Annotated in this window: 18 protein-coding genes; 8 read left to right on the top strand and 10 right to left on the bottom strand. The window is 63.7% G+C overall.

The window, feature by feature from the left end:
- Positions 1-59 precede the first annotated feature (59 nt).
- Positions 60-494, top strand: a complete 435-nt coding sequence (locus HPY44_18075) for a hypothetical protein (protein ID NSW57915.1) — start codon at positions 60-62, stop codon at positions 492-494.
- A gap of 9 nt (positions 495-503) precedes the next feature.
- Here HPY44_18075 and HPY44_18070 read toward each other — a convergent pair whose 3' ends face one another.
- Positions 504-2,750: a heparinase II/III-family protein gene (locus HPY44_18070; protein ID NSW57914.1), complete on the bottom strand. Its 2,247-nt coding sequence runs from the start codon at positions 2,748-2,750 to the stop codon at positions 504-506.
- A gap of 42 nt (positions 2,751-2,792) precedes the next feature.
- The gene (locus tag HPY44_18065) at positions 2,793-4,322 is read right to left on the bottom strand and encodes an AMP-binding protein (protein NSW57913.1); all 1,530 of its coding nucleotides are present in this window, start codon (positions 4,320-4,322) and stop codon (positions 2,793-2,795) included.
- A gap of 318 nt (positions 4,323-4,640) precedes the next feature.
- On the opposite strand from HPY44_18065, the gene HPY44_18060 reads away from it, so the two are divergent.
- From HPY44_18060 to HPY44_18040, 5 genes are all read left to right on the top strand, one after another.
- A complete protein-coding gene (locus HPY44_18060) occupies positions 4,641-5,468 on the top strand; it encodes an HAD family hydrolase (GenBank protein ID NSW57912.1) in 828 nt (275 codons plus the stop codon).
- Between the two features lie 107 nt (positions 5,469-5,575).
- Positions 5,576-6,550 (top strand): hypothetical protein, encoded by a 975-nt coding sequence (locus HPY44_18055; protein NSW57911.1) that lies wholly within the window; start codon positions 5,576-5,578, stop codon positions 6,548-6,550.
- A complete protein-coding gene (locus HPY44_18050) occupies positions 6,547-7,593 on the top strand; it encodes a carbohydrate kinase (GenBank protein NSW57910.1) in 1,047 nt (348 codons plus the stop codon). Before HPY44_18055 ends, HPY44_18050 begins: the two co-directional genes overlap by 4 nt.
- Before the next feature lie 20 nt (positions 7,594-7,613).
- Positions 7,614-8,309, top strand: a complete 696-nt coding sequence (sfsA, locus tag HPY44_18045; GenBank protein ID NSW57909.1) for a DNA/RNA nuclease SfsA — start codon at positions 7,614-7,616, stop codon at positions 8,307-8,309.
- Positions 8,310-8,386: 77 nt separating this feature from the next.
- Entirely contained in the window at positions 8,387-9,832 is a 1,446-nt protein-coding gene (locus tag HPY44_18040; protein NSW57908.1) for an alpha-N-arabinofuranosidase, read from the top strand.
- A gap of 157 nt (positions 9,833-9,989) precedes the next feature.
- Here the strand turns inward: HPY44_18040 and HPY44_18035 are convergent, their stop codons facing one another.
- Positions 9,990-10,769 carry an amidohydrolase gene (locus HPY44_18035; protein NSW57907.1) on the bottom strand — a complete coding sequence of 260 codons (780 nt, stop codon included), beginning with the start codon at positions 10,767-10,769 and terminating at the stop codon, positions 9,990-9,992.
- 1 nt (position 10,770) lies between these two features.
- Positions 10,771-11,571 (bottom strand): amidohydrolase family protein, encoded by an 801-nt coding sequence (locus HPY44_18030; protein ID NSW57906.1) that lies wholly within the window; start codon positions 11,569-11,571, stop codon positions 10,771-10,773.
- 116 nt (positions 11,572-11,687) lie between these two features.
- Here HPY44_18030 and HPY44_18025 point away from each other — a divergent pair, with 116 nt between their 5' ends.
- Both HPY44_18025 and HPY44_18020 read left to right on the top strand, forming a co-directional pair.
- Positions 11,688-12,974: a glucose-1-phosphate adenylyltransferase gene (locus tag HPY44_18025; protein ID NSW57905.1), complete on the top strand. Its 1,287-nt coding sequence runs from the start codon at positions 11,688-11,690 to the stop codon at positions 12,972-12,974.
- Between the two features lie 73 nt (positions 12,975-13,047).
- The gene (locus tag HPY44_18020; protein NSW57904.1) at positions 13,048-13,890 is read left to right on the top strand and encodes a sugar phosphate isomerase/epimerase; all 843 of its coding nucleotides are present in this window, start codon (positions 13,048-13,050) and stop codon (positions 13,888-13,890) included.
- Positions 13,891-13,986: 96 nt separating this feature from the next.
- Here the strand turns inward: HPY44_18020 and HPY44_18015 are convergent, their stop codons facing one another.
- The 6 genes from HPY44_18015 to HPY44_17990 form a co-directional block, all read right to left on the bottom strand.
- The gene (locus HPY44_18015; protein ID NSW57903.1) at positions 13,987-15,021 is read right to left on the bottom strand and encodes a Gfo/Idh/MocA family oxidoreductase; all 1,035 of its coding nucleotides are present in this window, start codon (positions 15,019-15,021) and stop codon (positions 13,987-13,989) included.
- A gap of 89 nt (positions 15,022-15,110) precedes the next feature.
- Entirely contained in the window at positions 15,111-19,760 is a 4,650-nt protein-coding gene (locus HPY44_18010) for a carbohydrate binding domain-containing protein (GenBank protein NSW57902.1), read from the bottom strand.
- A 231-nt stretch (positions 19,761-19,991) separates the two neighbouring features.
- Positions 19,992-20,267 (bottom strand): tetratricopeptide repeat protein, encoded by a 276-nt coding sequence (locus HPY44_18005; protein NSW57901.1) that lies wholly within the window; start codon positions 20,265-20,267, stop codon positions 19,992-19,994.
- Positions 20,225-20,665 carry a hypothetical protein gene (locus HPY44_18000; protein ID NSW57900.1) on the bottom strand — a complete coding sequence of 147 codons (441 nt, stop codon included), beginning with the start codon at positions 20,663-20,665 and terminating at the stop codon, positions 20,225-20,227. Before HPY44_18000 ends, HPY44_18005 begins: the two co-directional genes overlap by 43 nt.
- Before the next feature lie 129 nt (positions 20,666-20,794).
- The gene (locus HPY44_17995) at positions 20,795-22,144 is read right to left on the bottom strand and encodes a (Fe-S)-binding protein (protein NSW57899.1); all 1,350 of its coding nucleotides are present in this window, start codon (positions 22,142-22,144) and stop codon (positions 20,795-20,797) included.
- A gap of 23 nt (positions 22,145-22,167) precedes the next feature.
- The gene (locus HPY44_17990) at positions 22,168-24,765 is read right to left on the bottom strand and encodes an FAD-binding protein (protein NSW57898.1); all 2,598 of its coding nucleotides are present in this window, start codon (positions 24,763-24,765) and stop codon (positions 22,168-22,170) included.
- Positions 24,766-24,771 lie beyond the last annotated feature (6 nt).

Genomic DNA, 24,771 nt, shown 5'->3' with positions numbered 1-24,771 from the left:
TCGCCTCAGCAGACAATCCGCGGCGACCGAAACTGGATCGCCGGCCGCTTTACATCATCGTGGCGATCATCCTGATCGTCGACACCATCATCGTGGGCGCAATTGTATGGCGCACCCACGCCCTCACGGGCGCATGGGAAAGAAGCCAGACGACACTGCACCGCCTGGTGGATGCCGCTGCGCCGATTGTCGAAGCGCTGGAGAAGTACCAGGCGGAGCGGGGCAGATACCCGGACAAGCTCGAGGAATTGCAGCCGGGCTTCATCGAGGATCTGCCGCCGAAACCCGAAGTCGCCACGCAGGACTGGGTTTACACACCGGAAGCCGGCGGTAAGGACTTCGAGCTGAGACTCAAGCTGCCGGGAGATCTCTACCCCCACGGGTACAGCTTCTTCTGCACTCTGGTGTACCGGTCTGATCGCGTCTACCCGGAGAGCGGCTATGGGGGCTCGAAAGTCTGGAGTGAAAGGGGCTGGGCGTTCTACAACGAGTGAAGGGCGTGGTCACCGCCCGGTTCGCAGGTCGGACTCGATCCACAGACTGTCACCGTCTACCCACTCCATGACCGTGGTCTTTCCTGCCTGCTCCCGCACGAACGCATAACGGGCGTTGGTTGCCACCGGCAGATCGCGGGACATGGTGCCCGGCTCGATGCCACGCTTGCGGATCACCAGCAAATCCACGGTATCGCCAATGATCACCCGCACACCGTAGGCCAGTTTGCCCTCGAAAGACTCCACCGTGACATCGGGCTCCTTGCCCGTGAAAGGCACCAGGGCCACGCAGAAAGTCTGAACTGAGCGCGGTGCTACGCTCTTGCGCAGCCCGATGAAGGGGATGTATCCCCAGCCTGGCGATCCGGGCGTCCAGCTGCCGCTGTCCGCGCCGGGCTGGATATTGGCCAGCACGCCATCGCAACCAGTGCAAAGGCCTTGATCGATCTTCACGCCGCGCAGCCCGCCTTCGCGCGGAGGGACAAGCGCCAGCCCCTGCCGGTCGTCCCGCCAGAACACGATCCGCCCTACCGTACCTGACTCCCGCGTACCGTTGACATGCGCCAACCACTGGAGTTCACGCCGGCTGTCCCCACAATTGACGATTTCATCGAAAACCAGAAAATACCCGTTCCGTGGGTGGAAGACAGTGCGGCGGTGGATCGCGTCCGGGTAGCCCTCGTGCTCTGCGGCCACAAGGTCGAAGGCCGGGTGGGTCTGCCAGACAACGAACTTGCCGTCCGCTGCTGACTGGCTGGCGTCGTCAATCATCACCGTGTTATGCGCCCGGGTCTGACGATGCCAGGACTGGTGCAGCTCGGCGTGAACGGACGGGTGGGGCGCGGGACCGGCGTCCAGCACCCAGGGCTGACCATTCGCGTACAGGGTGAACCCCAACCTGTCGAAATGCCCGAAAGGACCGCCGTGACGCCCGTAGTCCAGCAGCAGATAGCCATCGTCAGTGCCCCAGCCGTCGCGCAGGACTGCGAAGCCTGTATCGGGTAGGCAAAGCGAGGTGAACTGCGGCTTCGCCGGAGCAAGGTCGTTGGGGAGCAGCTCCGGAACGGCGGCATCCGTCGTGCTGATGCGACCTGCCGTGAGCCAGTCTGCTCGGCGGAACATGCGAATGCCGTCCAGGTATCCGTGCGCCAGCGACAGTGGCCGACAGGGCGAGTCTCCAACCGCGGGGGTTTCGCCAAGCGGAGTGGCGATTTTGGCGAGCCAGTCCACGCAGCGCTCGAGTGTGACTTGACCTGCCCCCCAGGGCCGGGAGATGAAGTCGGGGTCGCCGCTGGCCGCCCGCACACGCGCATAGCGCAGCAAGTGCTCAAGCGCCAGGGAATGGGCCGACGGATCGCACTCGATGTGGCCTCCATCGGTCATGAAATCCGCCATCACCGACTCGATGCGCTCGTCCACGAGTTCCCGCCAGGATGCCGATTCCGGAATACCCGGCGCGTAATATGCGAGGCAGCCGAGATTGCAGGTCCACATCGCCTGCTGGCTGCCGATGACAGGCGACAGCTCCACCGCGTACGCCACCCGCATTCCCAGGCGGCGCAGGTACGTGAACACCAGCGCATGGTCCAGCGGAGTGAGCGCTTCCCAGTGCGCGATCAGGTCATAGGCAGCAGCAGCGTCATAGAGTTCATAGCCCGAGTCCCACGGCGACTGCCAGGAGAAAGGCATGCGGAACACGCCGTAGGTGTAGAAATGCTCGACATTGGCCTGAAACGCTTCCCACGCCCGTCTCGCGAATCGTTCCTCGCCTGTGAGCGCGAATGCGAGGGCGCAGGAGCGGCGCATCATCGAGAGCCGCGCTGCCTGCTCCTCGGCCTGACGTGACTCCTCCGGGGGTGCCTGAATCCAGTGGAAAGGCGAAGGGTGGTAGCGTGGAACCGCGCCGTCCAGAAACTTCTCGGCCTGTGCGACCAGGGCATCGAGCGATGCCTTCACAGCCTTATCATTCGCAGCCCTGGCGTGTATCTCCGATAGCTGGGCGGCGGACAGGGCAAGCCTTGGACCGCCGGCACCAAGGAAACTGCGCAGCTGGTCGAGTGGCACGGCGGGGAGAGGAGTGTGGAATGGATAATCCGGGTACAGGTCATCCTGCACAAGCGTTTCGGCTTTACCGGTGGGTATCTCGTACAGCTTGCCGTCCAGGAAGCGCACACTCACGCCAGGCACCGAACCCGCTCCAAGGGCGGCTCCGGCGCAGAGCATTACGAGGATCGCGGTGCAACGGGCGACACACATGGATGACATCCACCGATGGGGTCTTGTCCGGAAGATCCGGCGCTACAGGTCCCGCTTGAGCACTTTTCCCGCGGCATTCCGGGGCAACTCGTCCCGGAACTCAACGACCTGCGGGACCTTGTAACTCGCCAGATGCTGGGCGCAGTGGCGTTTGATATCAAGCTCGGTCAACTGCTCCCCCGGTTGTGGAACCACGACCGCCTTCACCAGTTCGCCAAGAGCCGCGCGCACTCCGGTTGCGGGAATGCCGATGACCGCCGCGTCGCGCACCCCCGGGTGGGTGTAGATGATCTTTTCCACCTCAAGGGCGTAGACGTTCTGACCGGCGACAATGATCATGTCTTTCTTCCGGCCGTGCACATAAAAGAACCCGTCTTCGTCCACGCGCGCGAAATCACCGGTGCGGAACCAGCCGTCCACCACGGCCTCCTCCAGCAGGCCGGGACGGTTCCAGTAGCCCGGGATGATATTCCCGCGCCGGAAGCACAGCTCGCCGATCTCCCCGCGCGGCACGTCGTTCCCGGCTTCGTCGATGATCCGCGCATCAATCTCGGGCAGCGGCTTGCCGATGGAATCGGGGCGGTCGGCGGCGTTGATGCTGGGCAATACATGGGTGATTGAGATCGTCTCGGTCAGGCCGAAGAAGTTGTGGAGCGCAATGCCCGGGAAGCGGTTGCGCAGCTGGCCAATGGTGCGCACCGGCATGGGGGAGCCGGAATAGGCGATGAGCCGCAGGGAATCCAGGTTGGCCCGAGCTGCGCGCGGGTCATTGACGAACAGGTGAAACAGGGTGGGCACACCGATGAAGGTGGTGCAGCGATGGGTCTCGATCAGTTGCACGATGTCGCCGACGTCCGGCCGGGGCGCGATGCAGATGGCGCTTCCCAGGTATGCGGCGCTGGCCAGCAGACTGTACGAGGCCGTGGGCGCGAAGAAAGGGATCACCAGAAGGTGCACGTCCTCATGCCGGAAGGAGTGGGCGAAGATGGCGTTCTTCACATTGAAGTGAAGCGTCTCGTGGGTCATGATCGCGCCCTTGGGCTCGCCGGTGGTGCCCGATGTATGCAGGACCACAGCGATGTCCGATGGCTCGATGTCGACGCTGGCCGCAGTCGGGGTGCCCCGCGACATCATGTCGACGAAGGGCACGTCGCAAGTGCAGTCGCCCACGCCAACGGTCGCCTGCACGGCTCCGCACGCCCCGATCGCCTCGAAGACCGGTGTCGGAGTGTCCTCGTGGACAATTGCCACCCGGGGCTCCAGGTTTCGGATCACGAAGGCGATCTCTTCGTCCCGCAGGCGGATGTTCACCGGCGCGGCGATGGCCCCGAGCCTCAGTGCCCCCCAGTAGGCGATGAGGCACTCCAGGCAGTTCGGCAGCGCAATGGCGATCCGGTCGCCTTTGGAGACCCCAAGTTCGTCGCGCATAAACCCGGCAACACGGGCGATGCGATCATCCATCTCGGCATAGCTGAGGGTCTCGCCTTCCGAAATCGCCGCCGGGGCAGAGGGGAACTTGCATACCGAGTTGCTCCAGTAGTCGGCGATGCTGCGCAGGGGGGACTCGTACATGCAATCACCCGCCAGGAAAGTTCAGACTGTAGAGTTGAACAGTTCCAGCGATGGTCCATCAATCCCTTCGTGCCCAGACTGGGTGCGTTTCAGTCTTGCAGACATCTGCGCATCATCTGTCACTGCCCCGGCTCGACCGAACTCACCGGTTTTCGAGGAACGCACTCGCCCAAACTTTCGCGCGCTGTCCGTGTCTTAGCTTTCGTGTATAATGGCTTACGATTCCCGGCCGGAGAGCTCGGCTGTCCTGGCTGGAGACTACGTTGACGCACGAAAAGGAGCAACAGAATGGAGTACAGGCAGTTCCCGCGTGGACGGATGCTCGAGGGCGCCGAGTACATCGAGATCATCAATGAGGACATCGAGCGCGGCCAGATCCGCTTTGCGCTCTTCGACTTCGATGGGACCATCTCTCTGATCCGCGAGGGCTGGCAGGAAGTAATGATCCCCATGATGGTCGACATCCTGGCCGATCTCGACACCGGCGAGACCCGCGAGCAGTTGCATGAGATCGTCCACGAGTTTGTTACGCGCCTCACGGGCAAGCAGACCATCTACCAGATGATGGAGTTTGCCGAGCATGTCACGAAGCGCGGTGGTCAGGCCAAGGATCCGTTGGAGTACAAGTGGGACTACCTCCAGCTTCTCTGGGAACGCATCAAGGACCGGGTCGAAGGCCTCAAGGAGGGGCGCTACACCCGGGAGGAGATGGCGGTGGCTGGGGCGCTTGAGATGGTGGAATACCTGCACGGACGAGGCGTCACCTTGTATCTCGCCAGTGGGACCGACCGGCCGTATGTGCTGGATGAGTCGCAATCCCTCGGCCTCCACCCGTACTTCGGCGAAAACATCTACGGCGCCATTGATGATTACAAGAATTACTCCAAGGCCATGATCATCGAGAAGATCATCACCGATCACAATCTCAAGGGCAGCGAATTCGCGGGCTTCGGCGACGGCTTTGTGGAGATCGAGGAGACCAAGAAGGTGGGCGGCATTGCCGTGGGTCTGGCAGTGGATGAAAAGAACCGTGCCGGCATTGATGAATGGAAGCGTAACCGGCTCATTGAGTACGGCGCGGATATCATCGTGCCCGACTTCCGGGAATACAAGCGGTTGTTTGCCTACCTATTCGCCGAGGAATAAGATCGGGTTCCCTGCGCCACAGACCGAAGCGAGACATTGGGAAAGCACGCCATGCGGGGCATGTCAAGACCCCCGATGGGCCCCAACGGAAAGGCGATCACCCGCACATGCCGTATGCCCAGTTCGATCGCAGCCGCCTCATCGTCAAACCGCTTGCCGAGCGTGAGCATGATCTGGACCTGTCCGCCATCATGGAACTGGATGCGGACCTGCCCGACTATGCCCACCCACAACTGGACAGTCTCGCGCAGCGCATTGTCGATGCCCGGCAGCGCAACGGCGAAATCCTCCTGATGATGGGGGCGCACGTGATCCGGCAGGGAAACTCGCGGTTCATCATCGACCTGCTGCGTCGGGGCATCATCACCCACATCGGCGTCAATGGCGCGTGCGCGATCCACGATTTTGAGTTCGCACTCATCGGGGCGACCACCGAGAGCGTTGCCCGGTACATCCGCACCGGGGAGTTCGGCCTCTGGCAGGAAACAGGGTGGATCAACGATGCGGTGAACCAAGGTGCCCAGGCGGGGCTGGGTTTCGGCGAAGCCGTGGGCAAGATGATCGTGGAGCGCGACTTCCCCCACCGGGATGTGAGCATCTTCGCCGCCGCGTATGAGCTTGGTGTCCCGGTCACCGTGCACGTCGGCATTGGCAGCGACATCATCCACGAGCACCCGAACTTCAACGGTGCACTGACGGGGCTGGCGAGCTACCGGGATTTCCTCACTGTGACGGACACCATCACGCGTCTCGAGGGCGGCGTGATGCTCAACTTCGGCACCGCGGTCATGGGCCCCGAAGTGTACCTGAAGGCCCTGAGCATGGCGCGAAATGTGGCCTTCCAGGAGGGGCGCGAGATCGCGCACTTCACTACCGCCGTCTTCGACCTGTTAGACCTCGGTGAGAACCCCGGCGCGGCTCCCGAGAAGTCCAACCCGCACTACTACTACCGTCCCTGGAAGACAATTCTCGTGCGCACCGTGCAGGACGGCGGCGAGAGCTTCTATTTCAGGGGCGACCACCGCGTCACGTTCCCGAGTCTGTACCGGCGGGTGGTGGCGCGCCTGGAGGGTCAAGGTTGACTTCGCAGCGGATGGAAGAGCTTCTGGCCGGGTTTCCTGGTGCGTCCATCGCTGTCCTCGGCGATTTCTTCCTGGACAAGTACCTCGTACTTGACGACTCCCTGACCGAGGTCTCCGTGGAGACCGGTCTCGACGCCTACCAGGTGGTTGCCCGCAGGCTCAGCCCCGGCGCGGCGGGTACCGTCACCAACAACCTCACCGCCCTGGAAGCGGGAGAGGTTTTCGCGGTCGGCTTCACGGGAGACGACGGTGAAGGCTTCGACCTGCGCCAGGGACTGGCGCGCACCGGAGTGAACATGACCGCCCTTCTGCGTCGCCCCGACCAATTCACTCCGACCTACACCAAGCCGATGCTGCGAGACAAGTCCGGGATGGAGCGCGAATTGAACCGGCTGGACGTCAAGAACCGCCGGCCCACTCCCCCTGACCTAGAAGATGCCATCCTGGAATGTCTCCGGTCCCTGCTCCCCCGGGTGCAGGCCGTGATCATCGCCGACCAAGTGGAGCAGCGCGACCTCGGCGTCGTCACTGATCGCGTCCGGGAAGCGATTGCCCAGATCGCACGCGACAACCCGCAGGTGCATTTCCTGGCGGATTCGCGCGCCAATATCGGACTCTTCCGCGATGTGATGATCAAGCCAAACAAGATCGAGGCGGCGAGATCCTGCGGGTTCACCGGGACCGAAGCCGAACTGAGTGCCGAAGACGCGCGCAGATATGGGACCGAACTGGCCGCACGCAACCACCGCCCCGTCTTTGTGACCGCGGGGCCCGAGGGCATTGTAGTCTTCGACGGAGACGGTGTGACGCACGTGCCTGGAATCGTCTCCCCACCGCCTGTCGACATCGTGGGCGCTGGTGACAGTTGCACATCCGGCATCGTGCTTGCGATGTGCGCGGGCGCCTCCCCGCGCGAAGCCGCAATTGTGGGGAACTGCGTGGCATCACTCACGGTACAGCAGATTGGCACCACCGGGACCACCACGCGATCTGAAGTTCTGCGTCGGTTTCAGGATCACGCGCGACTGTTCGAGGGCATCTGATCCCGTCTCGGTGGTCCACAATGCTCCTTCGCCAGCCTCTGCTTGCCGCCCGGTTCATAACCCGTCCGAACCGCTTCGCCACCTGGGCGGAACTCGAGGGGACCCGCGTCTACTGCCACATGCCCAACCCTGGGCGCATGCAGGAGCTGCTGCATGAGGGTGCGGAACTCTGGGTCCGCCCATCTGAAGGACAGGGCCGGGTCACCACCCACGATGTCGTGCTTGTACGCCACGGTGAAAGCCTGGTCTGCCTCGATAGCCGACTTCCACCCGACCTGTTCATGGAGGCGCTCGTGGCCGGCCTTGCCCCCGAACTCGGGGCGTGCTCCCACGTCAGGCGGGAAGTCACCGTGGGAGCAAGCCGCCTGGACCTCGAACTTGCCTGCGATACAGGAGCCTGGCTGGTGGAGACCAAGTCCTGCACCTTGCGGATCGGCGATGTGGCCCGGTTTCCCGACGCTCCCACGAAACGCGGTGCACGGCATCTCGAAGAGCTGGTGGTCGCCCAGCGGGCCGGGTACTCTACCGCCGTGGCCTTCATGATCCAGCGCGAAGACACGCGGGTCTTCGCGCCGAACCGCGATACTGATCCGGAATTCGCCGCGATGCTCCGTGCCGCAGCCAAAGCGGGTGTCCAGGTGCTGGCGATCCGGTGCCTCGTCACTCCTGAGACGGTCGAGCCAGTACAGCGCGTGCCGGTTGATCTCGATCTGTAGCCCTGGCAGGAAGGTCCTTTCATCTCCCCCAGCGCAATCTCATCTATACACGCATCCGGACAGACCCGGAGGTCAATATGGCCCGCATCGTCATCAACGTCGACCGCAGGCTGGGCGAGATTCACCCCCACATCTATGGGCAATTCATCGAGCATCTTGGCCGCTGCATCTATGGAGGCATCTACGACCCGGGCTCGCGTCTGGCCGATGAAAACGGGTTCCGGCGCGATGTGATGGAAGCGATCCGAGAACTCAAGCCGGGCATCCTGCGCTGGCCGGGCGGGAACTTTGCTTCCGGCTACCATTGGCAAGATGGCGTCGGCCCGCATCGCAATGCCCGACCCGAGCTGGCCTGGAACACGATTGAGCCCAACACGTTCGGCACCGACGAGTTCATCCGCTACTGCCGTGCCGTCAACTGCGAGCCTTACATCTGCCTGAACATGGGCAACGGCACTATGGACGAGGCCATCGCCTGGGTCGAGTACTGCAACGTGGAGCAGGGGACGCAGTACTCGGACATGCGCCGGGCCAATGGTGCGGAGGCGCCACACAGTGTAAAGTACTGGGGCCTGGGCAATGAACTGTGGGGAGACTTTCAGATCGGCCACAAGACCGCCGAGGACTACGCGTGGCAGGCGCGCGACTGGGCGAAGGTCATCAAGCGGATGGACTCAGACATCCGGCTGGTGGCCTGCGGGGGCACGGGCAATGCGCCCGCGATGCGCTGGGACCTGGAAGTGCTGGAGCGCACTGCGGAGTTCATCGACTACACCGCCCTTCACTACTACTGGGGACCGCACGAAAGCGAGCCATACCTGACCACCCTCGCCGGCGCGTATGAATTCGAGCGGTACCTCAAGTACGTGGAGGGCTGCATCGACGCCGTCCGCCGTGACCGCAACATGCAGCGACCCATCTGGGTGAGTATCGACGAGTGGAACGTGAACTACCACACCGGCAGCCATACCATGCGTTACACACTGCGCGACGCCCTGGCCGATGCGGTGTTCATCCACATGATGCAGCGGCACTGCGGCACGGTGAAAATGGCGAATCTGGCGCAGACCGTCAACGTCATCCCGGCTATTGAAGCGGGGCCCGAGGGCATGTTCCTGCAGAGCATCTACTGGCCGCTCTGGGTGGCGTCCAATGTTGCCGGGTCAGTGCTGATCGACTGCTGGACCGAAGTGGAGGGATTCACCTGGGACCGGGTCCCAGGCCAGACCATCCCCTATCTGGACGCCGTGGCGACCCTGGACCCGACCACGAACAGGGCGATTCTGAGCGTGGTGAACATGCACCCCACTGCGGAGATCGGCACGGGAATCGCGCTGATTGGGCCACAGATGGGCAATGAGGTGATTGTGCGCACCCTCAGCGCCGACAGCGCCGACGCCCACAATGACTTCAACGCGCCCAACGAGGTGGCGCTGGTATCGGAGCGCCGCGAGGCGACCAATCCGCTGGGTTTCACCTTCCCTCCGAAGTCACAGACGATAATCGAGTTCGCGTTGGGTTGACAGGTCCGGCTGAGTGGCTTACCATTCAATCAATCCCATGCCGGGCCCCTATCCCGCGCATGGAAGCACGGCAGGCCAGGCCTATCCCCCCGGGCCCTGGCCTGCTCGTTGCATCCGGCTGTTTTGCTCCCCTTCACTGGTGCCCCGGGAGTCTCCACTATGTCAGGCCAAGAAGTGCTGCGGCGTTCTCTCCGCAGATCGCGCGCGTTTCGCTCTGGGAGGCGCCGAGCTTTTCCATCTTCAGCAAGACAGGGTCAGGATACTTGAAGGGCATTCCCGTTCCGAACAGGAGCCGGCCGGCCCCAAGGGTCTCCAGCAATACGGGCAGTTCGCGCGAGATGAACAGCGGGAGCCGCGAGATTTCGATCCAGCAATTGTCCGGGCGCTCACCTTCGCGCGACGCCAGCGGAGAGCCGGTGAATCCCAGGCCATTGAGGACCACGAACCGCGCATCAGGATGCCTGGCTGCAAGCGTCGCGATATCGGTCAGCGGGATGTCGGGAACGTCAAAGAGCCATCCCAACTGGCGGCGGTCCACGGCCCTCACCGGGATGAGCACAGGCAGACCAAGGTCAGTCGCGGCGCGAACCATTTCGTCTGCGCACTGGTCCCCGAGCGAGTAGCCGTGCCAGTGGGGATAGAGCTTGACTGCCCGCATCCCCATCCCGCTGGCTGCTTCCTCCAGGTCTCGGCGCCAGCCCGCGTAGGCGGGATTGATCACCGCGCAGGGCAGGATGTTGCCGTCCGTTCCCGTCAGCCGTTCAGACAGCAGGCGGTTCGCGGAATGGCAATCCTTCCATGTAATCGCTTCGGCAGCACTGACCAGCGCCCTGTGAATTCCTTTGCGTTGCATGAGAGCAGAGAGCCCGGGGACGTCATTGTGTCGCAGTTCGCGGAGCGCGAAGGTTCCCAAATAGGCGTTGATATCAAAGAGCATCTCAGATCTTCCCACCCAGTAGGCGGCGCATATTCCCGCTGAAGATGGCGTCTCGTTGCTCCTCGGTGATGTCCGCGCCGAGGATCTTCCCCACGCCGGCCGTCATGCTCATGTCGCACGCGAACAGCAGCCGATCCGCGCCCAGGAGGGCCACTGCCTTCTCGATCATGCCTTCATCAACCACACTGCCGCTGGTGTCTGCGAACAGCCGCGGCTCTTCGCGCAGTGCTTTGATCGTCCACTCCCAGTCCCCCCCGCCGGCGATATGGCCGCAGATCAGCTTGAGTTCCGGGTACTCAGCCACCACTCGGGCAAAGTCCCCGGCGTCCGAGATGTTGGGCTGCCCGGGCAGGGGCCACCAGGTGTGTCCGGCATGGTGCAGGATCAAGACATCCAGCTCAATGCATTTTTCGATGACCGGCCTGACCACCGGGTCGGTGAACTTGTATTCGTTGTAGAGCTTGGCCCCGATGAACCCGAACTCCCGGACACAACGCTCGATCTCCGCCACCGCCTCGCGTTGGTAGCCGGGGTTGACGTAGGCGTAGCCGAGAATGCGCCCGGGGAAGGCCTCGATCGCGTGCTGTAGATGGGTATTGCAAGCGATGAAATCCTCGGGCGAAGATGGCCGCCGCGGGGCAAGGCACGAGCAGCAGAGCCAGTCAATCTCCAGGGCATCAGCAGCGTCGATCAGAAGCCTGTCGCGCCCCCAGGGGTCACCGTTTAGCTCGCTCCTGCCGGGCGGTTCGATGTGTGCGTGGGCATCGATACGCATTGTGTCACCTGTCGCTGGAAGTTGCATATACCTCGTACCACACGGTGGAGGTTTCGCCAACACGCCGGGGTTACCTGCACGCGGCAGGTGTGCGGTATCGCGATGTGGAAGATGATCGGGCCGGATACGAAGGGAGGCCGCAGATGGGACAGATCAACTGCATCATTCTCGGCGGCGGGCGCGGTACCCGGCTGCACCCGCTAACCCGCGACCGCGCCAAACCAGCAGTCCCTCTGGCGGGCAAGTACCGCCTGATTGACATCCCCGTCAGCAATTGCCTCAACTCCGGCCTGAACCGCGTGCACGTTCTGACCCAGTTCAACACCGCGTCCCTGCACCGGCATATTATGCACACCTATAAGTTCGACGACTTCGGCGGCGGGTTCGTGGAAATACTCGCGGCCGAGCAGACGGCCGAGAACCCGGACTGGTACCAGGGCACCGCCGATGCCGTGAGACAGAATCTGCGCCACCTCAATCTCGAAGGCGCAGAACTCTGCGTGATCCTGTCGGGCGATCAGCTTTACCGGATGGACCTCATGCGCATGATCGCGCATCACCGCGACTGCTGCGCAGAGATCACGATCGCCACAATCCCGGTACTCCGCGAGGACGCCGGCGCGCTGGGTGTCCTCAAGGTCGGCCCCGATTACCGCATCGTGAGCTTTTTCGAGAAACCGGATACGGATGAAGCCCTGGACACTATGGCCATTTCGCCTGAGGACTTCCACGCCGTCGGCCTGGAGGCCGGCGCGCGGACCCATCTGGCCTCCATGGGAATCTACGTGTTCAACGCCGAGGTTCTCCTGCGGGCGCTGGAAGAGAGCGATGCGGACGATTTCGGCAAGCAGATCATCCCCGACGCAATCCAACGCGAGGGATCCCGTGTCTTTGCCTTCCCCTTCGACGGGTACTGGGAAGACATTGGGACGATTCCCGCCTTCTTCAAGGCGAATCTCGCGCTCACGGATCCGGTCCCGCCCTTCGACATGTTCGACGAAGACCGGCCAATCTGGACGCACCCGCGGTACCTGCCGCCCTGCAAACTGAACCGGTGCGATGCGACGAGGGTCATCATCGGCGACGGAACGGTGATCGAGCAGTCCCGTTTGAGGCGCTGCGTCATTGGTCTGCGGAGCATCGTGCGGGAAGGCTGCGAGCTGGATAATGTCGTGATGATGGGAGCGGACTTCTACGAGACCCCGGAGCATTACGGACGCCACAAGGCGCAGGGCCTGCCACCTATAGGCCTGGGGAGGAACGTCAAGGTACGTAACGCCATCATCGACAAGAACGCGCGTATCGGCGATGGTTGCGAGATACTCAACCGTGCGGGTGTCTGGGAGCGAGACGGCGACGACTACTGCGTGCGCGAAGGCATCGTAATCATCCCGCGTTCGGGCGTAATGCAGCCCGGCACTGTGATCTGACCTCAGTTCCGCAAGAGGGACCGAGCCGCACCGCGTCGAAATATGCGTGACATTCTGAACAATGGGAAGGGACGTGAGACTGATGATCAGGCCGCTGGAGATCGGTGTGTTCATCCACTCCACGGGTATCGAAGACCCGTTCGAGTCGCTCAAGAAGATTGGCGAATGGGGGTTCCGTTGCACACAGATGGGGGTCGTCCCGCCGGACTTCTACACCGATGAGAACGCCGAGAAAATCCTGGCCGGCATGTGCGAGACCGGGGTCGAGTCGGTGGGATTCTTCGTGGGCTTCCCCGGAGAAAGCTATGCGAGCATGGACGACGTCGCGGCGACCGTCGGCTTCGTCTTCCCCGAGAAGCTGGCCGAACGCATGGAAATCATGCGCGCGTCCATCGAGTTCGCGTCCAAGTGCAGGCAACCGGGGGTCCTTGTGCACATGGGGTTCCTTCCCCATGACACCACGGACCCGATCTACAAGCAGATGTACGATGCGATAGCACAATGCGCGGACTGGTGCGCTGAGAAGCGCATGTTCATTGGCCTCGAGACGGGCCAGGAGCAGGCTGACCTTTTGGCCGCGTTCCTGGAATCCCTGGGCCGCAACAATGTCTACATCAACTTCGACCCCGCCAACCTGATTCTCTACGGTAAGGACAAGCCCGTGGAGGCCTTCCGGCGCATCGGCAACCACGTGATATCCTGCCATGCTAAAGATGGCGTCTGGCCCACTCAGGAGGGCCAGCTGGGCTGCGAGGTCCCGCTCGGACAGGGACAGGTGAACATTCCCGAGTTCGTCCAGGCGCTCAAGGACATGCGCTTCAAGGGCCCGATCGTTATCGAGCGTGAGGCCGGCGACGAACGCGAGAAGGACATTCTGGCCGGGCGCGATCTGCTGCTGAAGTGCATCTGGAGCTGAGCACCGCGGTCGGAGGCTGAACCATAGTGCGGGGCCACCTGGAGACGGGTGGCCCCGTTTCTGCGTGGCTGCTGTGCAACCGTGACGCCCTGCGGGCTACAGCGGCAGTGTCACGTAGCTGCGGCTCTCACTGGCTTTGTAGATCGCGAGAATGACCTCAACCGCTCGTCTGGCCTCGCGCGCGTTCAGTTCGGGTTGCCTGCCCTCCTCAATGGCGCGCAGCAGATCGCCGATCTGCCTGGCATGGGCCGCGACTGACTCCCCCACCATGCCCATCTTAGGGTCCGCCGCTCCCCCTGTGTGGCCGGCCGAGGGATTGTGGACGATTTCGTCGCCCTCCACATCCCACAACTGAAGTTCATCTCCGACGATCACCACGTTGCCCCGGGTGCCGTGGAGCCCGAGACGTGCCTCATATCCACGGTAGGTGCAGGTGGTGCCCTGAACCATCCCCTGGCTACCGCCGCGGAAGAGCAGCGCCGCAGTTGCGCAGTCTTCGACCTCGATCTGATGGTCCAGCGTTCCCGCGAACCCGCAGACCGCCTCGACCTCGCCCATCATCCACAGAAGCAGGTCGATGTAGTGGATCGATTGGTTCATCAGTGCGCCGCCGCCGTCCAGAGCCCGCGTTCCGTGCCAGCCGTCCGAGTAGTACTCATCGCTGCGGTACCATGGCACCCGGACGTTCCCATAGAGAAGCCGCCCGAGAAGCCCGTCGTCAACCGCCTGCTTGACGCGCCGGTAGATGCGGTAGTCCCGGCACTGGTGGGTCGCGCCGATCAGCACGCCATTGCGCTCCCCTGCGGCGATGAGCGCGTCGATGGCCTCGAGAGTGATGTCGATCGGTTTGGTGCAGATAACGTGCTTGCCGGCCTCCGCTGCCTGAATGCCCAGACGCGCGTGCAGCCCGCTCGGGACAACCACGTTCACCACATGGATGTCATCCCGCGCCAGCAGCTGGTCGAGGTCCGTGTACCACGCGCATCCCCATTTCCTGGCCTTGGCCTGCGCCGCGTCTTGCCTTGTGTCGCAAACCGCCACAAGGTGGGCATTGTCGAGTTCCTTGATCGCCTTGATGTGGGTGTCGCAGATAACACCGCACCCGATGACTCCGAAACCGTAGCTACCCATCCCGTCCTCCGTGCTGTCATATGTGCGCCTGCCCTCGTTTCAGGCGCGCCTTGATCACGGCTTGCGCCCTTTTCCTGCGTTGTTGGATGTCACTCGGCGCCGGCAATGGCCGCCACAGTTGCGCCGCCACCGATGACGACCAGGGCCCTATCCGCCTGACCATCAAGCGTTGCTATGTGCTCCACAGGTGCGCCGAGATTGCCGCATGCCACCACGCGCAGGTTGCCGTCAAGCGCGTGGACAGAACCATCCTTGCACCCGGCGATGAGCTGGGCTCCCGGTACGGCGTCCGTCCTGGAAACGCACAACACCGGCGCGCCGAGATTCACCTGGCAAATCACTGAACCGGACCGGTCCAGGGCGTAGACATACCCGGTTTCGCTGGCGATTACCACCCGGGGCGACGGGTCCTCGCCCAGTGGGGTAATCAGCACGTCCATGGCCCCGTAGCCGTAGTTCGGGAACTCAAAGAGAGTGGAGCCGGCGTGGGTGCTGCACGTGAACGCGCCGGTCGAAGATCCATTGGCGATCTCCAGTTTGCCGTCGCCGTCAAGATCGCCCACTGCCATCTCCACGTCGCCGAGCTCCGAGTACACGCCCGCGAGGGGCTTACCGGCGGCGGTGAGGATTTCTACCGCGCCGTACTTGTTCTCCGCGAGCACCTCGGTTCCCGGCGCTGGATCAATATCCAGCAGGATCATCTCTCGGGTCCCGTGCTCTACCTGGTTGAAGGCCCAGACGTCCTGCAGGTCATCCGTCAGGCGCAGTATATTCCCGTTGCGGGTGCCGACGAATACGTCCATTTGGCCGTCCTCGTCCACGTCGCCCGCGCAGATGCTTGCCACCTGGGGCTGCCGCACGCTGCTGGTCCCAACGCGGAGGGGAGATGTGATCGCCTTCCGGGCCAACTCGGCGCCCTCTGTGTCGAGGACATACAGCGTCTCATCGTCTCCCCCAACGAGCACCTCGGGCCGCGCATCTCCAGCAATGTTGGCCGCCGCAATAGCCCGGAGGGTCCCTCCAGTCTCGAAGCTCCAGCGGGTCGCACCGGACCGATCCAGGCAGAAGACCGATCTGCCGATGAGGGCCAGAAGCTCATCGTTCCCGTCCGCGTCGAGGTCCGCCGCGCGCAGCTTCATCACAGGCGCGGGAGCGCCATCCTGCTCTAGCGGCCCCACTTTCCAGGGCTGAGCCAGGGCAGGTATCTGGAGCGCAGTGGACACGGGCGCCGGCTGAGGGGCAACCCGTGCCGCCACTGCCGCGGGAATCTCTTTCAATGCACGCAGAGCGCCGGCGTCGCCAAGCTGAGTGACATCGAAGTCCACATCGCCGCGCGGAAGCTGGTACTCTTCGCCCATGGGCAGACGCACCGTGGTGTCTCGGTCTGCGTGAACGAGGCCGAACCCCTGGTCGAGGTTGAGCCGGAACGATACAGGACTGTCGGTCCGCACGTCCATCATCGCCAGGTGCGTCGCATCGACAACGTACAGTTCCGACCCCAGGACCGCGATGCATGCTGCGTCCGTGACCAGCCACGGCAGTGCAAGCTCATCCGGGGCCGCGCTGAAGACCCCCAGCGGCTTGCCTTCTCGTGTGATGAGAGCGCTGCGTTGCCCGATGCGCCGCAGGTCATACTGTTTCGGCGCTTTCGTTGTGTCATTGTAGAAGAGGCTGATGCTGCTGCGACCTTCGCCGGCGCCAAGCTGCCCGCCGAATTTCTGGTGGAGCTTTCGGATCATCAGCCCGACATTGCTTACGCGAGTGGTCACCGCCGCCTTCGCTTCCCCGTCGCCCTTGATGAAGAAGCGCGAGTCGGGCAGCCTTTCTTGCAGACCCTCCGGGACTGGCGGCGGAGACTCGGCCTCCACGTTCGCTACGATGTTGCCGTCTTCGTCCCGGAACACCATGCGGTCCATCAGGACACCGGCGTTCTCGCGCAAGGTAATACTGATCATGTGGGGCCCGTCGCCGGTGAGATCGATGGAGGGCAGGTCGCCTTCCTTGCTCGGGCCGGAACTGCAGGGCCCGAAGTCGTCGATCGGGGTGTGGAACGCGACCTGCTCACCGGCGTCCGCCTTGACCCAGAGGCTGTCGGTGCCCGTGTCCAGGCCTCGCGCCACCAGTTCCACTCTGTATCTATCGGCCGGCAGGTCTACGGCGAAATCCAACCGTGACTGCCTGTCGGCAAAGCGCACCGCGCTTCCAGGCTGTCCTGACTCGCCCGGCACACGCACCAGGCCGCGAGTGCCAACTCCGCCCATGTTCGGGATGACCGTTGCGAAGACCCGGCCCTCCTCAAGCGTCTGTTCGCCGCGGTCCAGGGTCTTCCAGACCGTCTCGAAGCCGAAGTCGCCGTCAACCAGAGCTTTGCAGTGGTCCACTACCAGGAAGAACTCGCCCCTGGCCCAGAAGATGTCGCGCTTCCAGTCGCAGCCGTTGTAACCGCGGACGAAAGTGCTCGTGAAGGCGGCCGTCCCGAGACTGACGGCGCGGTCCTTCCCTGCGCAAGGAGGGATCAACTCAGCGCATCGGCCGTCGCGGACCACGCTGACCATATTGTGCTCGGTGGTGTTACGCACCAGGTAGTCGCCATCGATCAGCCAATCCTCCCCGTCAGCGCTGAACTTGATGATCGAGTTGCCGTCGTAATGCAGGTGCTTGCCACGGGAGTAGCCGTCCAGGAGAAGGAACTCTCCGGTTGGGTCCAGGTTTTCGCGAAAAGTGATCTTGTCGAAGGCCTGTTCCAGTGGCACGTTTGGCGGCGTGACTGGTTCACCGTAGTACGAGCGCGTGCGCGTGAACTCGTACACATCATCAGGCAGAGGGGTCACCGTGAGACCGGCCATGGAGTACCAGGTGCGCGGCTTCACTGACGGGTCGTACGGGCTGACCCAGGCGCCATTCGTGATCTGCTGCAGTCGCCACAGGTACCGGCCATCCTTGTAATACCACAGGGCCATGGGCAACCCGGCCAGCTCAAAGCCGGGAGTATCGGTGTAGCTGGAATCCCCGAAGCCCGCCTGGATGCCGCGATTGTCGCTCACCGCCGTGAGGTACTCGGCGAACTCACGGCAGTGACCGTCCGCGAACCACTGGTAGTCGTTCTCGGCGAGCATATAGTCCATCAGGTGTCGCGGCACGATGGTCAGGTAGCTGTCGGCGTCACACTGCGGCTTCCAGCAGTTTTTCTGGCCCCGGAAGCAGCCGTGCACCTCGGCCATCATGAAGTCGATCTTCCCGTCCACATTGCCGTACCAGCGCTGGAAATGTCGAGCGGCGAAGTAGATGCCGAGGATCGGGAAAGTGGTATGGTTCCAGGTGATCGTGTCATTGGTGGACTGCCGTCCCCAACCCGAGACATGCCGCGTGAGCTCATAGCAGACCGTGAGCACTGCCAGGGAACCCTTGAGACGCTGATCTTCGGTCATCAGCGGGCACTCTTCCAGCACGTCCCAGGCCACGCCGATGCGCTGGCTGCCGGTCTCCTCGGGCCAGGTGACGGAATAGTCCGGTTGCCGCTGGTACCGTTCCCACAGAAGCATGAGAAGCTGAATGGCCTTCTCCGCGTACACCGGGTCCCCGCGATCACGGTACATCTCAACCATTGTGCAGAACTGCATCCAGCCGTCCTGGGCCAGTGGTGTCTCGAGGAGCTTCTGCCGGGCCTCTTGGGAGGACGGTCCATAGGCCGTGTTCACGAGCACAGGGGAATCGAGGGCGCACTGTGGCCCCTCGGGGATCAGCGACAGGAGAGCGTCCACCCCAAGACGGGCACCCTCGATGTCGCACGCTTCGACGGTGACAACGTTCACGCCTTTGCGAAAGTTGAACGGCTCGTGCACCGTCCGCACAACCCACTGCCCCGCAGCGAGAGAACGCCTGTCGGCGACCAGATAGCGGTTCCAGTGAAGGCGCTCGGTGACGAAGTTGGTGTTCATATCGCCGATGGCGATGATCGTCTGGTCACTGTCCAGAAGCGCCCTTCCATCGGTTGTCAGGGGCAGACGCGCGCCGGTCCTGCGCTCGATCCCGTCCACGAGACGCGCACCCACTGCTGCCCAGTCTTCGCCCGGCGGGATGCAGATGATGGCTGCCGCTTTGCCGCCCGAAACAAGCGGCGTGCGCAGGTTCAGATCCCGCACCGCCTCGATCCCGTAGCCCCCATGCTTCGCCAGGGGATAGCGCTGACCGACCTGTTCTGCATCCAGCACTGTCAGCGAGACATCATCCACGAGATAGTCGCAGGTCCAGAAGTGCATGGAGTACAGGTACAGTGTGACATGGGTATCCCCAGCAGCGGGTTCGCCAATGGTGGTGAAGCGCACCCAATCTCCGCCGACTTCGGGGACCAACCGGATGTAGAATACCGTCCGGCTGGGCATGAAGGTAAGCTGAAGGGTCATCGCTTCCGGGTGATTCCGCGCGAGACAGCGCGCCCAGACCGACGCCCGGTAGGCCTTCCCCTGCTCAACCGGTACGGTCTGGCTTACACCGGCCGCCCACCGGCCATCTCGCTCGTTGGGCCCCGTATCGATGATCCGCACGCATCGCTGGCCGGACCGGGCTTCGGAGCTCACTTCCACCCGGCTCTCCGGCACGGTCCCGCCATACCGGACCCACCCCTCTGGCAGGCCGTCCGCAGGACCGGATTCGAAGCCGGGATTGGCGAGCAACTCTTGAGCGGCTGCTCCTGCGATCACGAATAGCGCTGCAAACAGGCAGAGCGTCACGGCGCGCATGGCAATCCTCCGAGACTGTGGTGTAGGGAGAGCTTCCGCTCAAGAGCCCTATGCACCTCCGGGAGCGGTTCGCGCCGAGCTCGGCAATCCCAGCTCCCGAGGTTCATGAAAGGCGGGGGCTGAAGGCGTCCGTAGGCGGGGTGCCCGATCTGGCATGCCGGCGCGCATCCAGGCAGCATGGGACGGGCGCCCGCTGTGGGTGGACGCCCGTCCGGGAATGGTCTGTGACGCTTAGCCCTGGCGTGCTTTGAGCCGCTTGAGCGCTGCGGCGGCCTGCTTGGCCTTCTCCCCGTCGAGCCCGAGTTTCATCACGCGCTCGAACTGACCGATGGCAAGAGCCGTATCGTCTTTGTCTGCGAGCAGCCAGGCGGTGATCCAGTTCGCTTCCACGTTCTCAGGATGTGCGCGAAGGACTTCTGTGGTGAGCTTCAGCGCGCCGTCAATGTCTCCAGCCTTCTTCGCCTTCATCGCTTCCGCGAGTTTGGCGGATACTTCGGCGGGATCCATCTTGGGTTTCTCGACCTCCTTGGGCTCCTTTCCGGCCGAACCTGCATCGGGTCCACCCGCGTCAGGTCCACCCGGGCCACCTGCGCTGGGACCGCCTCCGGGAGGGCCGCCAGGACCGCCAGGGCCGCCTCCAGGTGGACCACCAGCGCCGGGACCAGCGGGGCCGCCAGCGGGTGGACCACCAGCTCCGGGACCGGCGGGGCCGCCAGCAGGAGGACCACCAGCTCCGGGACCGGCGGGGCCGCCAGCGGGTGGACCACCAGCACCGGGACCAGCGGGGCCACCAGCGGGTGGACCACCAGCTCCGGGACCGGCGGGGCCGCCAGGTCCGGCGGGACCGCCTGCGGCTTCCGGCCCACCGGCTCCGCCGGCCGCCTCTCCGCCGCCCTTCTTCCCACACCCCGCCACCGACATGACCAGCACAATCGCAAGGATCGACAGACAAACAAGAAGCGTACGCGTGCTCATCGAGCTACCTCCCAATGTCGCGCGGCGCGTCCGAAGCGGACGTCTCTGTGCGCATTTCGCTACCCGTCAGGCTTTTCCTTCTGTTTCTGCCAAGAGGTCAAAGGGATGTTCAGCGCATCACACAGCGTCTCTGCAATGTGCTGCACCCTGGGTCCGGACCGGTCACGTGACACCCCGCGTCTGAGTTGCGCAACGCAGGCCGGGCAGGCAGTACAGACCAGACCCGCCCCAGTTGACTGAATGTTGCGCACCTTGCGGTCGAGTATCCGGTCTGACGTCTGCGGATGGGTTACCGCATAGGTACCCGCGCCGCCGCAACACCAGTCCGCTTCGGGCAGTTCGCGGAAGTCCATGCGGGCCACCTCGCGCAGGAGGATCCGAGGCTCCTCAACCACGCCCTGCCCACGCGAAAGGTGACACGGGTCGTGGAAAGTCACCGAACCGCCTTCCAGCAAGCTCTCCATCTCGCCCCAGTCCTGTTCCGCGAGGAAGCGGGTCAGGTCGCAGGTGACTGAAAGAAGCTGGTGTGATGTCTGTTCCGCATCCGTTCCCGCCAGGAGATCGGGCCACTTGCGCATGAAGCCGCTGCAACTGGCGCACTCGGACACCACGAGATCAGCTCCGGCGGCCGAGATCGTCCGGACGTTCGCCTGTGCAAGTTGCGCCGAGCCATCGAAATCACCGTACGCGTAGGGCGGCAGGCCACAGCAGCGATTGGCGGCCACGAGGACACAGGACGAAAACCTTTGGAGCAGGCGTATCGCGGCCTCCCCCTGGCGGGGCAGTTGGTAGTCGGCCCCGCACCCCAGAAAGTACAGAATCTTCGGACCATCGTCCCAGGCTCCAGCCAGCGTCCACACATCACCCAGCGGGCCGCTTCCGGGGACGAAACCAAGTTCGGGCAGGCAGTCCCGGAGGAACCGCCGAGGCATCTCGGGCACCATCTGGCAGGCGTTGTCGAGACTGGGCAGTATTGAGTGCAGGCCGGGCAGGTGCGACGCCAGTTCCCGCAGCCCCACCCCGTAGCCGAGAGATACCAGGCGCATCAGGTGCCGCATCAGCGGCGGATCAGCCAGCACATTGCGAAAGACCACACGCTGCGCCAGCGGCAGACCGCGCTCGTCCTGCCAAATCGACCGCGCGCGCGCCATCACATCAGCGGTCTCCACGCAGCCGAAACACGCAGTCCTGCAGGCCCCGCACAGCAAGCAATCGTTGAGAGGACCGCGCAGTTCGGCGAGTTCCCGTGCCCCGCCGGCGAGTGCCCGGCGCACCAGTTCGTTTCGGCCCCGGGCGACCGCACGCTCATCCCGCTTCACCGCGAAAGTCGGGCACACGGACATGCAGTACCCGCAGCGGCTGCAGCGAAGCAGTTCGTCGGCGATGAATTGGCGGTCCAGGTCGGACATGGGTCGATCGCACCGATCGAAGGTCATATGAGTGTTGGCAGGACGCCGCCGGGATCTACAGCCGTCTTGATGCGACGGCATATGGTTGCCAATGCACCTTCGGCTCCCGGACTGCGGAAGAACGGCGGCTGTTGTGTCACAGTGAGCCCCTCGCTGGCGCACTGAGCTTCCAGAACCGGGCGCAGTTCCGCAGGATTCCCTGAGGGGTTCATGGACAGCGCGCCTGCGGCAACGTCGAGCACAATCGCACAGTCGGCATCGGCCGAGTCCCGGAATGAGTACAGGCTCTGCGGTGCGCCGGTAACCGAGAAGCCAGTCTCGGCGGCCGCAGACAGCCTGGCATAGAGATCCAGCGCAGCATCCTCGCAGACGGTGTCTGTGTGCTTCAGCCCCAGCCTGCCTGCGTGTCTCACAGCCTCGCTCTCAAGAAAGGCAACTTCCTCCGACAGCCCCTCAAGCCCCAGAAGAATCACACCGTCGGTGTCCTGCCAGTTTGGTCCGAGGACGTTTCCCGGGGCTACATGCATCGAGGCCGGCTGCAGCCGTTCAGTGAGGAGACTATGCAGTAGCTCGCCCGCGATTCGGCCCAGCTGCGCCCCTCCCCCACCGAACATCAGGCACCGGACCACTTCTGGCACGGGGCGCGTGCGAAGAGTCACGTCGGTGATGAGACCCAGCGTCCCCCATGACCCCACGAGAAGCCGATGCACAGCATAGCCGGAAACGTTCTTCACACATCGGCTGCCGGCTTTCACGAGATCGCCGGTGGGAAGTGCAACACTGGCGCCGAGAAGCACATCGGGCACCGACCCGTAGACGAACCGCTGGGCGCTGTACGCATCACGCGCCACGACGCCTCCCACAGTACGCTCTGGGCAGGCCGGCCTGAGGGGGACGAACTGCCCCGTCTCTGACAGATGTCTCTGCAGGTCATCCCAGCGCATTCCTGCCTGCACGGTGACGGTGAGGTTCTCCTGGTCGAAGAGCGTGATCTTGTTGAGCATACGGGTGCTGACGGCCGTCGCGCCCTGGACAGGGCATTGGAGCCGGCCGCTTCCGCAAATCCAGGCAGCGCTCCCAAAACGTCCCAGCTCCCCCAACACTTCCGCGGCTTCTTCGGGGTCGCGGGGCGCCAGCGCTTCGCTCGCGTCCGCCGGGCAATGTTCGCGCACCTGCGGGCCCCGTGAACCTGCGTGAACGGCGTCGCACACGATCAGGCGATCGGGAAGGACTTTGCCCGGGTTGAGCAGACCGGCAGGGTCGAAGGCGTCCTTGATGACCCACTGCACCCGCAGGTCAGTCTCCGAGAACATCATTTCCATCCAGGGGCGCTTGCAGCAGCCAATCCCATGTTCCCCAGACAACACTCCTCCGCGCTCGATGGCCAGGGCAACGATCTCCGCATCCACCTCGTGGGCCGCCTCAACCTGCGCCGGATCCCGGGCGTCGAACAACACCTGGGGGTGCAAGTTGCCGTCGCCGGCATGAAAAAGGCTCCCGATGGTCATGCCCCGGGCCTCGCCGAGAGCGACGACGGCCTCCAGCATGTCGGGCAGAGCCGACCGGGGAACGACGACGTCGGTGCAGATCGTGTTGGGGCGGATGTTGACCAGGGACGCCATGGCGCCCTTGCGACCCTTCCACAGGCGCTGACGATCGGCCTCGGACTGGGCCCGCTCAAAGGAGAGCGCCCCGTGGCTGCGGCAGATTTCCTCCACTGCGCGGGCCTGCCTGTCCATCGAGACTGCCAGACCGTCGACTTCGATGATCAAGACTGCGGCGGCGCCCCCTGGGTAACCTGCGTCAAATGCCGCCTGGACGGATTCGATCAGCGGCCGGTCCATCATCTCGAGGGTCGCCGGGAGCAGGCCGGCTGCGACGATGTCGGTCACTGTCTGGATCGCAGGCTGAACAGCACCAAATGCCGCCAGCATTGTGGTCAGCGCCTGGGGTTGGACGCTGAGGCGACAGCTGACCTCGGCCACAATTCCCAGGGTGCCTTCGCTGCCCAACAGCACTCCCAGCAGGTCATACTTGTCGCCTGCGGCCGCGCGCCCACCCATCTCCACGATTTCCCCGTCCGCAAGCACAACGGTCGCAGCGGATACATGGTTCGCGGTGACCCCGTACTTCAGACAGTGGGGACCTCCCGCATTCTCTGCCACATTGCCGCCGATTGTGGAAGCCAACTGGCTCGCCGGATCGGGAGCGAAGAAGAGGCCGTGCGGGGCGATGAGACGCTGAAGCTCGGCGTTCACCATGCCGGCCTGTACCCGCGCCATTCGACCGCGGACGTCCAGGTCGAGAAGTCTGTCCATCCGATTGAGCGCGAGAACCAGTCCGCCGTGGGTGGGCACCGGCCCACCAGACAGACAGGTGCCTGCTCCACGGGCGACAATGGGGATGCCCAAATCGGCGGCGGCCTTCACCGCATCGGACAGCTGCCGGGTATCCTCGGGAAGCGCAACGAGGTCCGGCTGTCCCCGGGCGAGCGTGGAATCATACGAGTACAGACACAGATCCGCCTCGCGCCAGAGCACCGCGTCGCGCCCCAGGGCGCGCTCCAGACTCCGGCGCAGGCGACGGACTGGACCTGTTGTGATTGCCGCTCTTGCTGCCATTGCCTG

Source organism: Armatimonadota bacterium, assembly GCA_013314775.1.
Lineage (GTDB): Bacteria > Armatimonadota > Zipacnadia > Zipacnadales > JABUFB01 > JABUFB01.
The sequence above is the reverse complement of the archived record's forward strand: the minus strand, read 5'-3'. Positions and strand labels throughout refer to the sequence as shown.

What these genes read in the sequence shown, in the direction of transcription:
- sfsA (NSW57909.1), top strand. Translation starts at nt 7,614, where the DNA reads ATGCTCCTTCGCCAGCCTCTGCTTGCCGCCCGGTTCATAACCCGTCCG.
- HPY44_18015 (NSW57903.1), bottom strand. Translation starts at nt 15,021, where the DNA reads ATGGGTAGCTACGGTTTCGGAGTCATCGGGTGCGGTGTTATCTGCGAC.
- HPY44_18030 (NSW57906.1), bottom strand. Translation starts at nt 11,571, where the DNA reads ATGCAACTTCCAGCGACAGGTGACACAATGCGTATCGATGCCCACGCA.
- HPY44_18065 (NSW57913.1), bottom strand. Translation starts at nt 4,322, where the DNA reads ATGTACGAGTCCCCCCTGCGCAGCATCGCCGACTACTGGAGCAACTCG.
- HPY44_18060 (NSW57912.1), top strand. Translation starts at nt 4,641, where the DNA reads ATGCTCGAGGGCGCCGAGTACATCGAGATCATCAATGAGGACATCGAG.
- HPY44_18055 (NSW57911.1), top strand. Translation starts at nt 5,576, where the DNA reads ATGCCGTATGCCCAGTTCGATCGCAGCCGCCTCATCGTCAAACCGCTT.
- HPY44_18070 (NSW57914.1), bottom strand. Translation starts at nt 2,750, where the DNA reads ATGTGTGTCGCCCGTTGCACCGCGATCCTCGTAATGCTCTGCGCCGGA.
- HPY44_18025 (NSW57905.1), top strand. Translation starts at nt 11,688, where the DNA reads ATGGGACAGATCAACTGCATCATTCTCGGCGGCGGGCGCGGTACCCGG.
- HPY44_18010 (NSW57902.1), bottom strand. Translation starts at nt 19,760, where the DNA reads ATGCGCGCCGTGACGCTCTGCCTGTTTGCAGCGCTATTCGTGATCGCA.
- HPY44_17995 (NSW57899.1), bottom strand. Translation starts at nt 22,144, where the DNA reads ATGTCCGACCTGGACCGCCAATTCATCGCCGACGAACTGCTTCGCTGC.
- HPY44_17990 (NSW57898.1), bottom strand. Translation starts at nt 24,765, where the DNA reads ATGGCAGCAAGAGCGGCAATCACAACAGGTCCAGTCCGTCGCCTGCGC.
- HPY44_18035 (NSW57907.1), bottom strand. Translation starts at nt 10,769, where the DNA reads ATGCTCTTTGATATCAACGCCTATTTGGGAACCTTCGCGCTCCGCGAA.
- HPY44_18040 (NSW57908.1), top strand. Translation starts at nt 8,387, where the DNA reads ATGGCCCGCATCGTCATCAACGTCGACCGCAGGCTGGGCGAGATTCAC.
- HPY44_18005 (NSW57901.1), bottom strand. Translation starts at nt 20,267, where the DNA reads ATGGATCCCGCCGAAGTATCCGCCAAACTCGCGGAAGCGATGAAGGCG.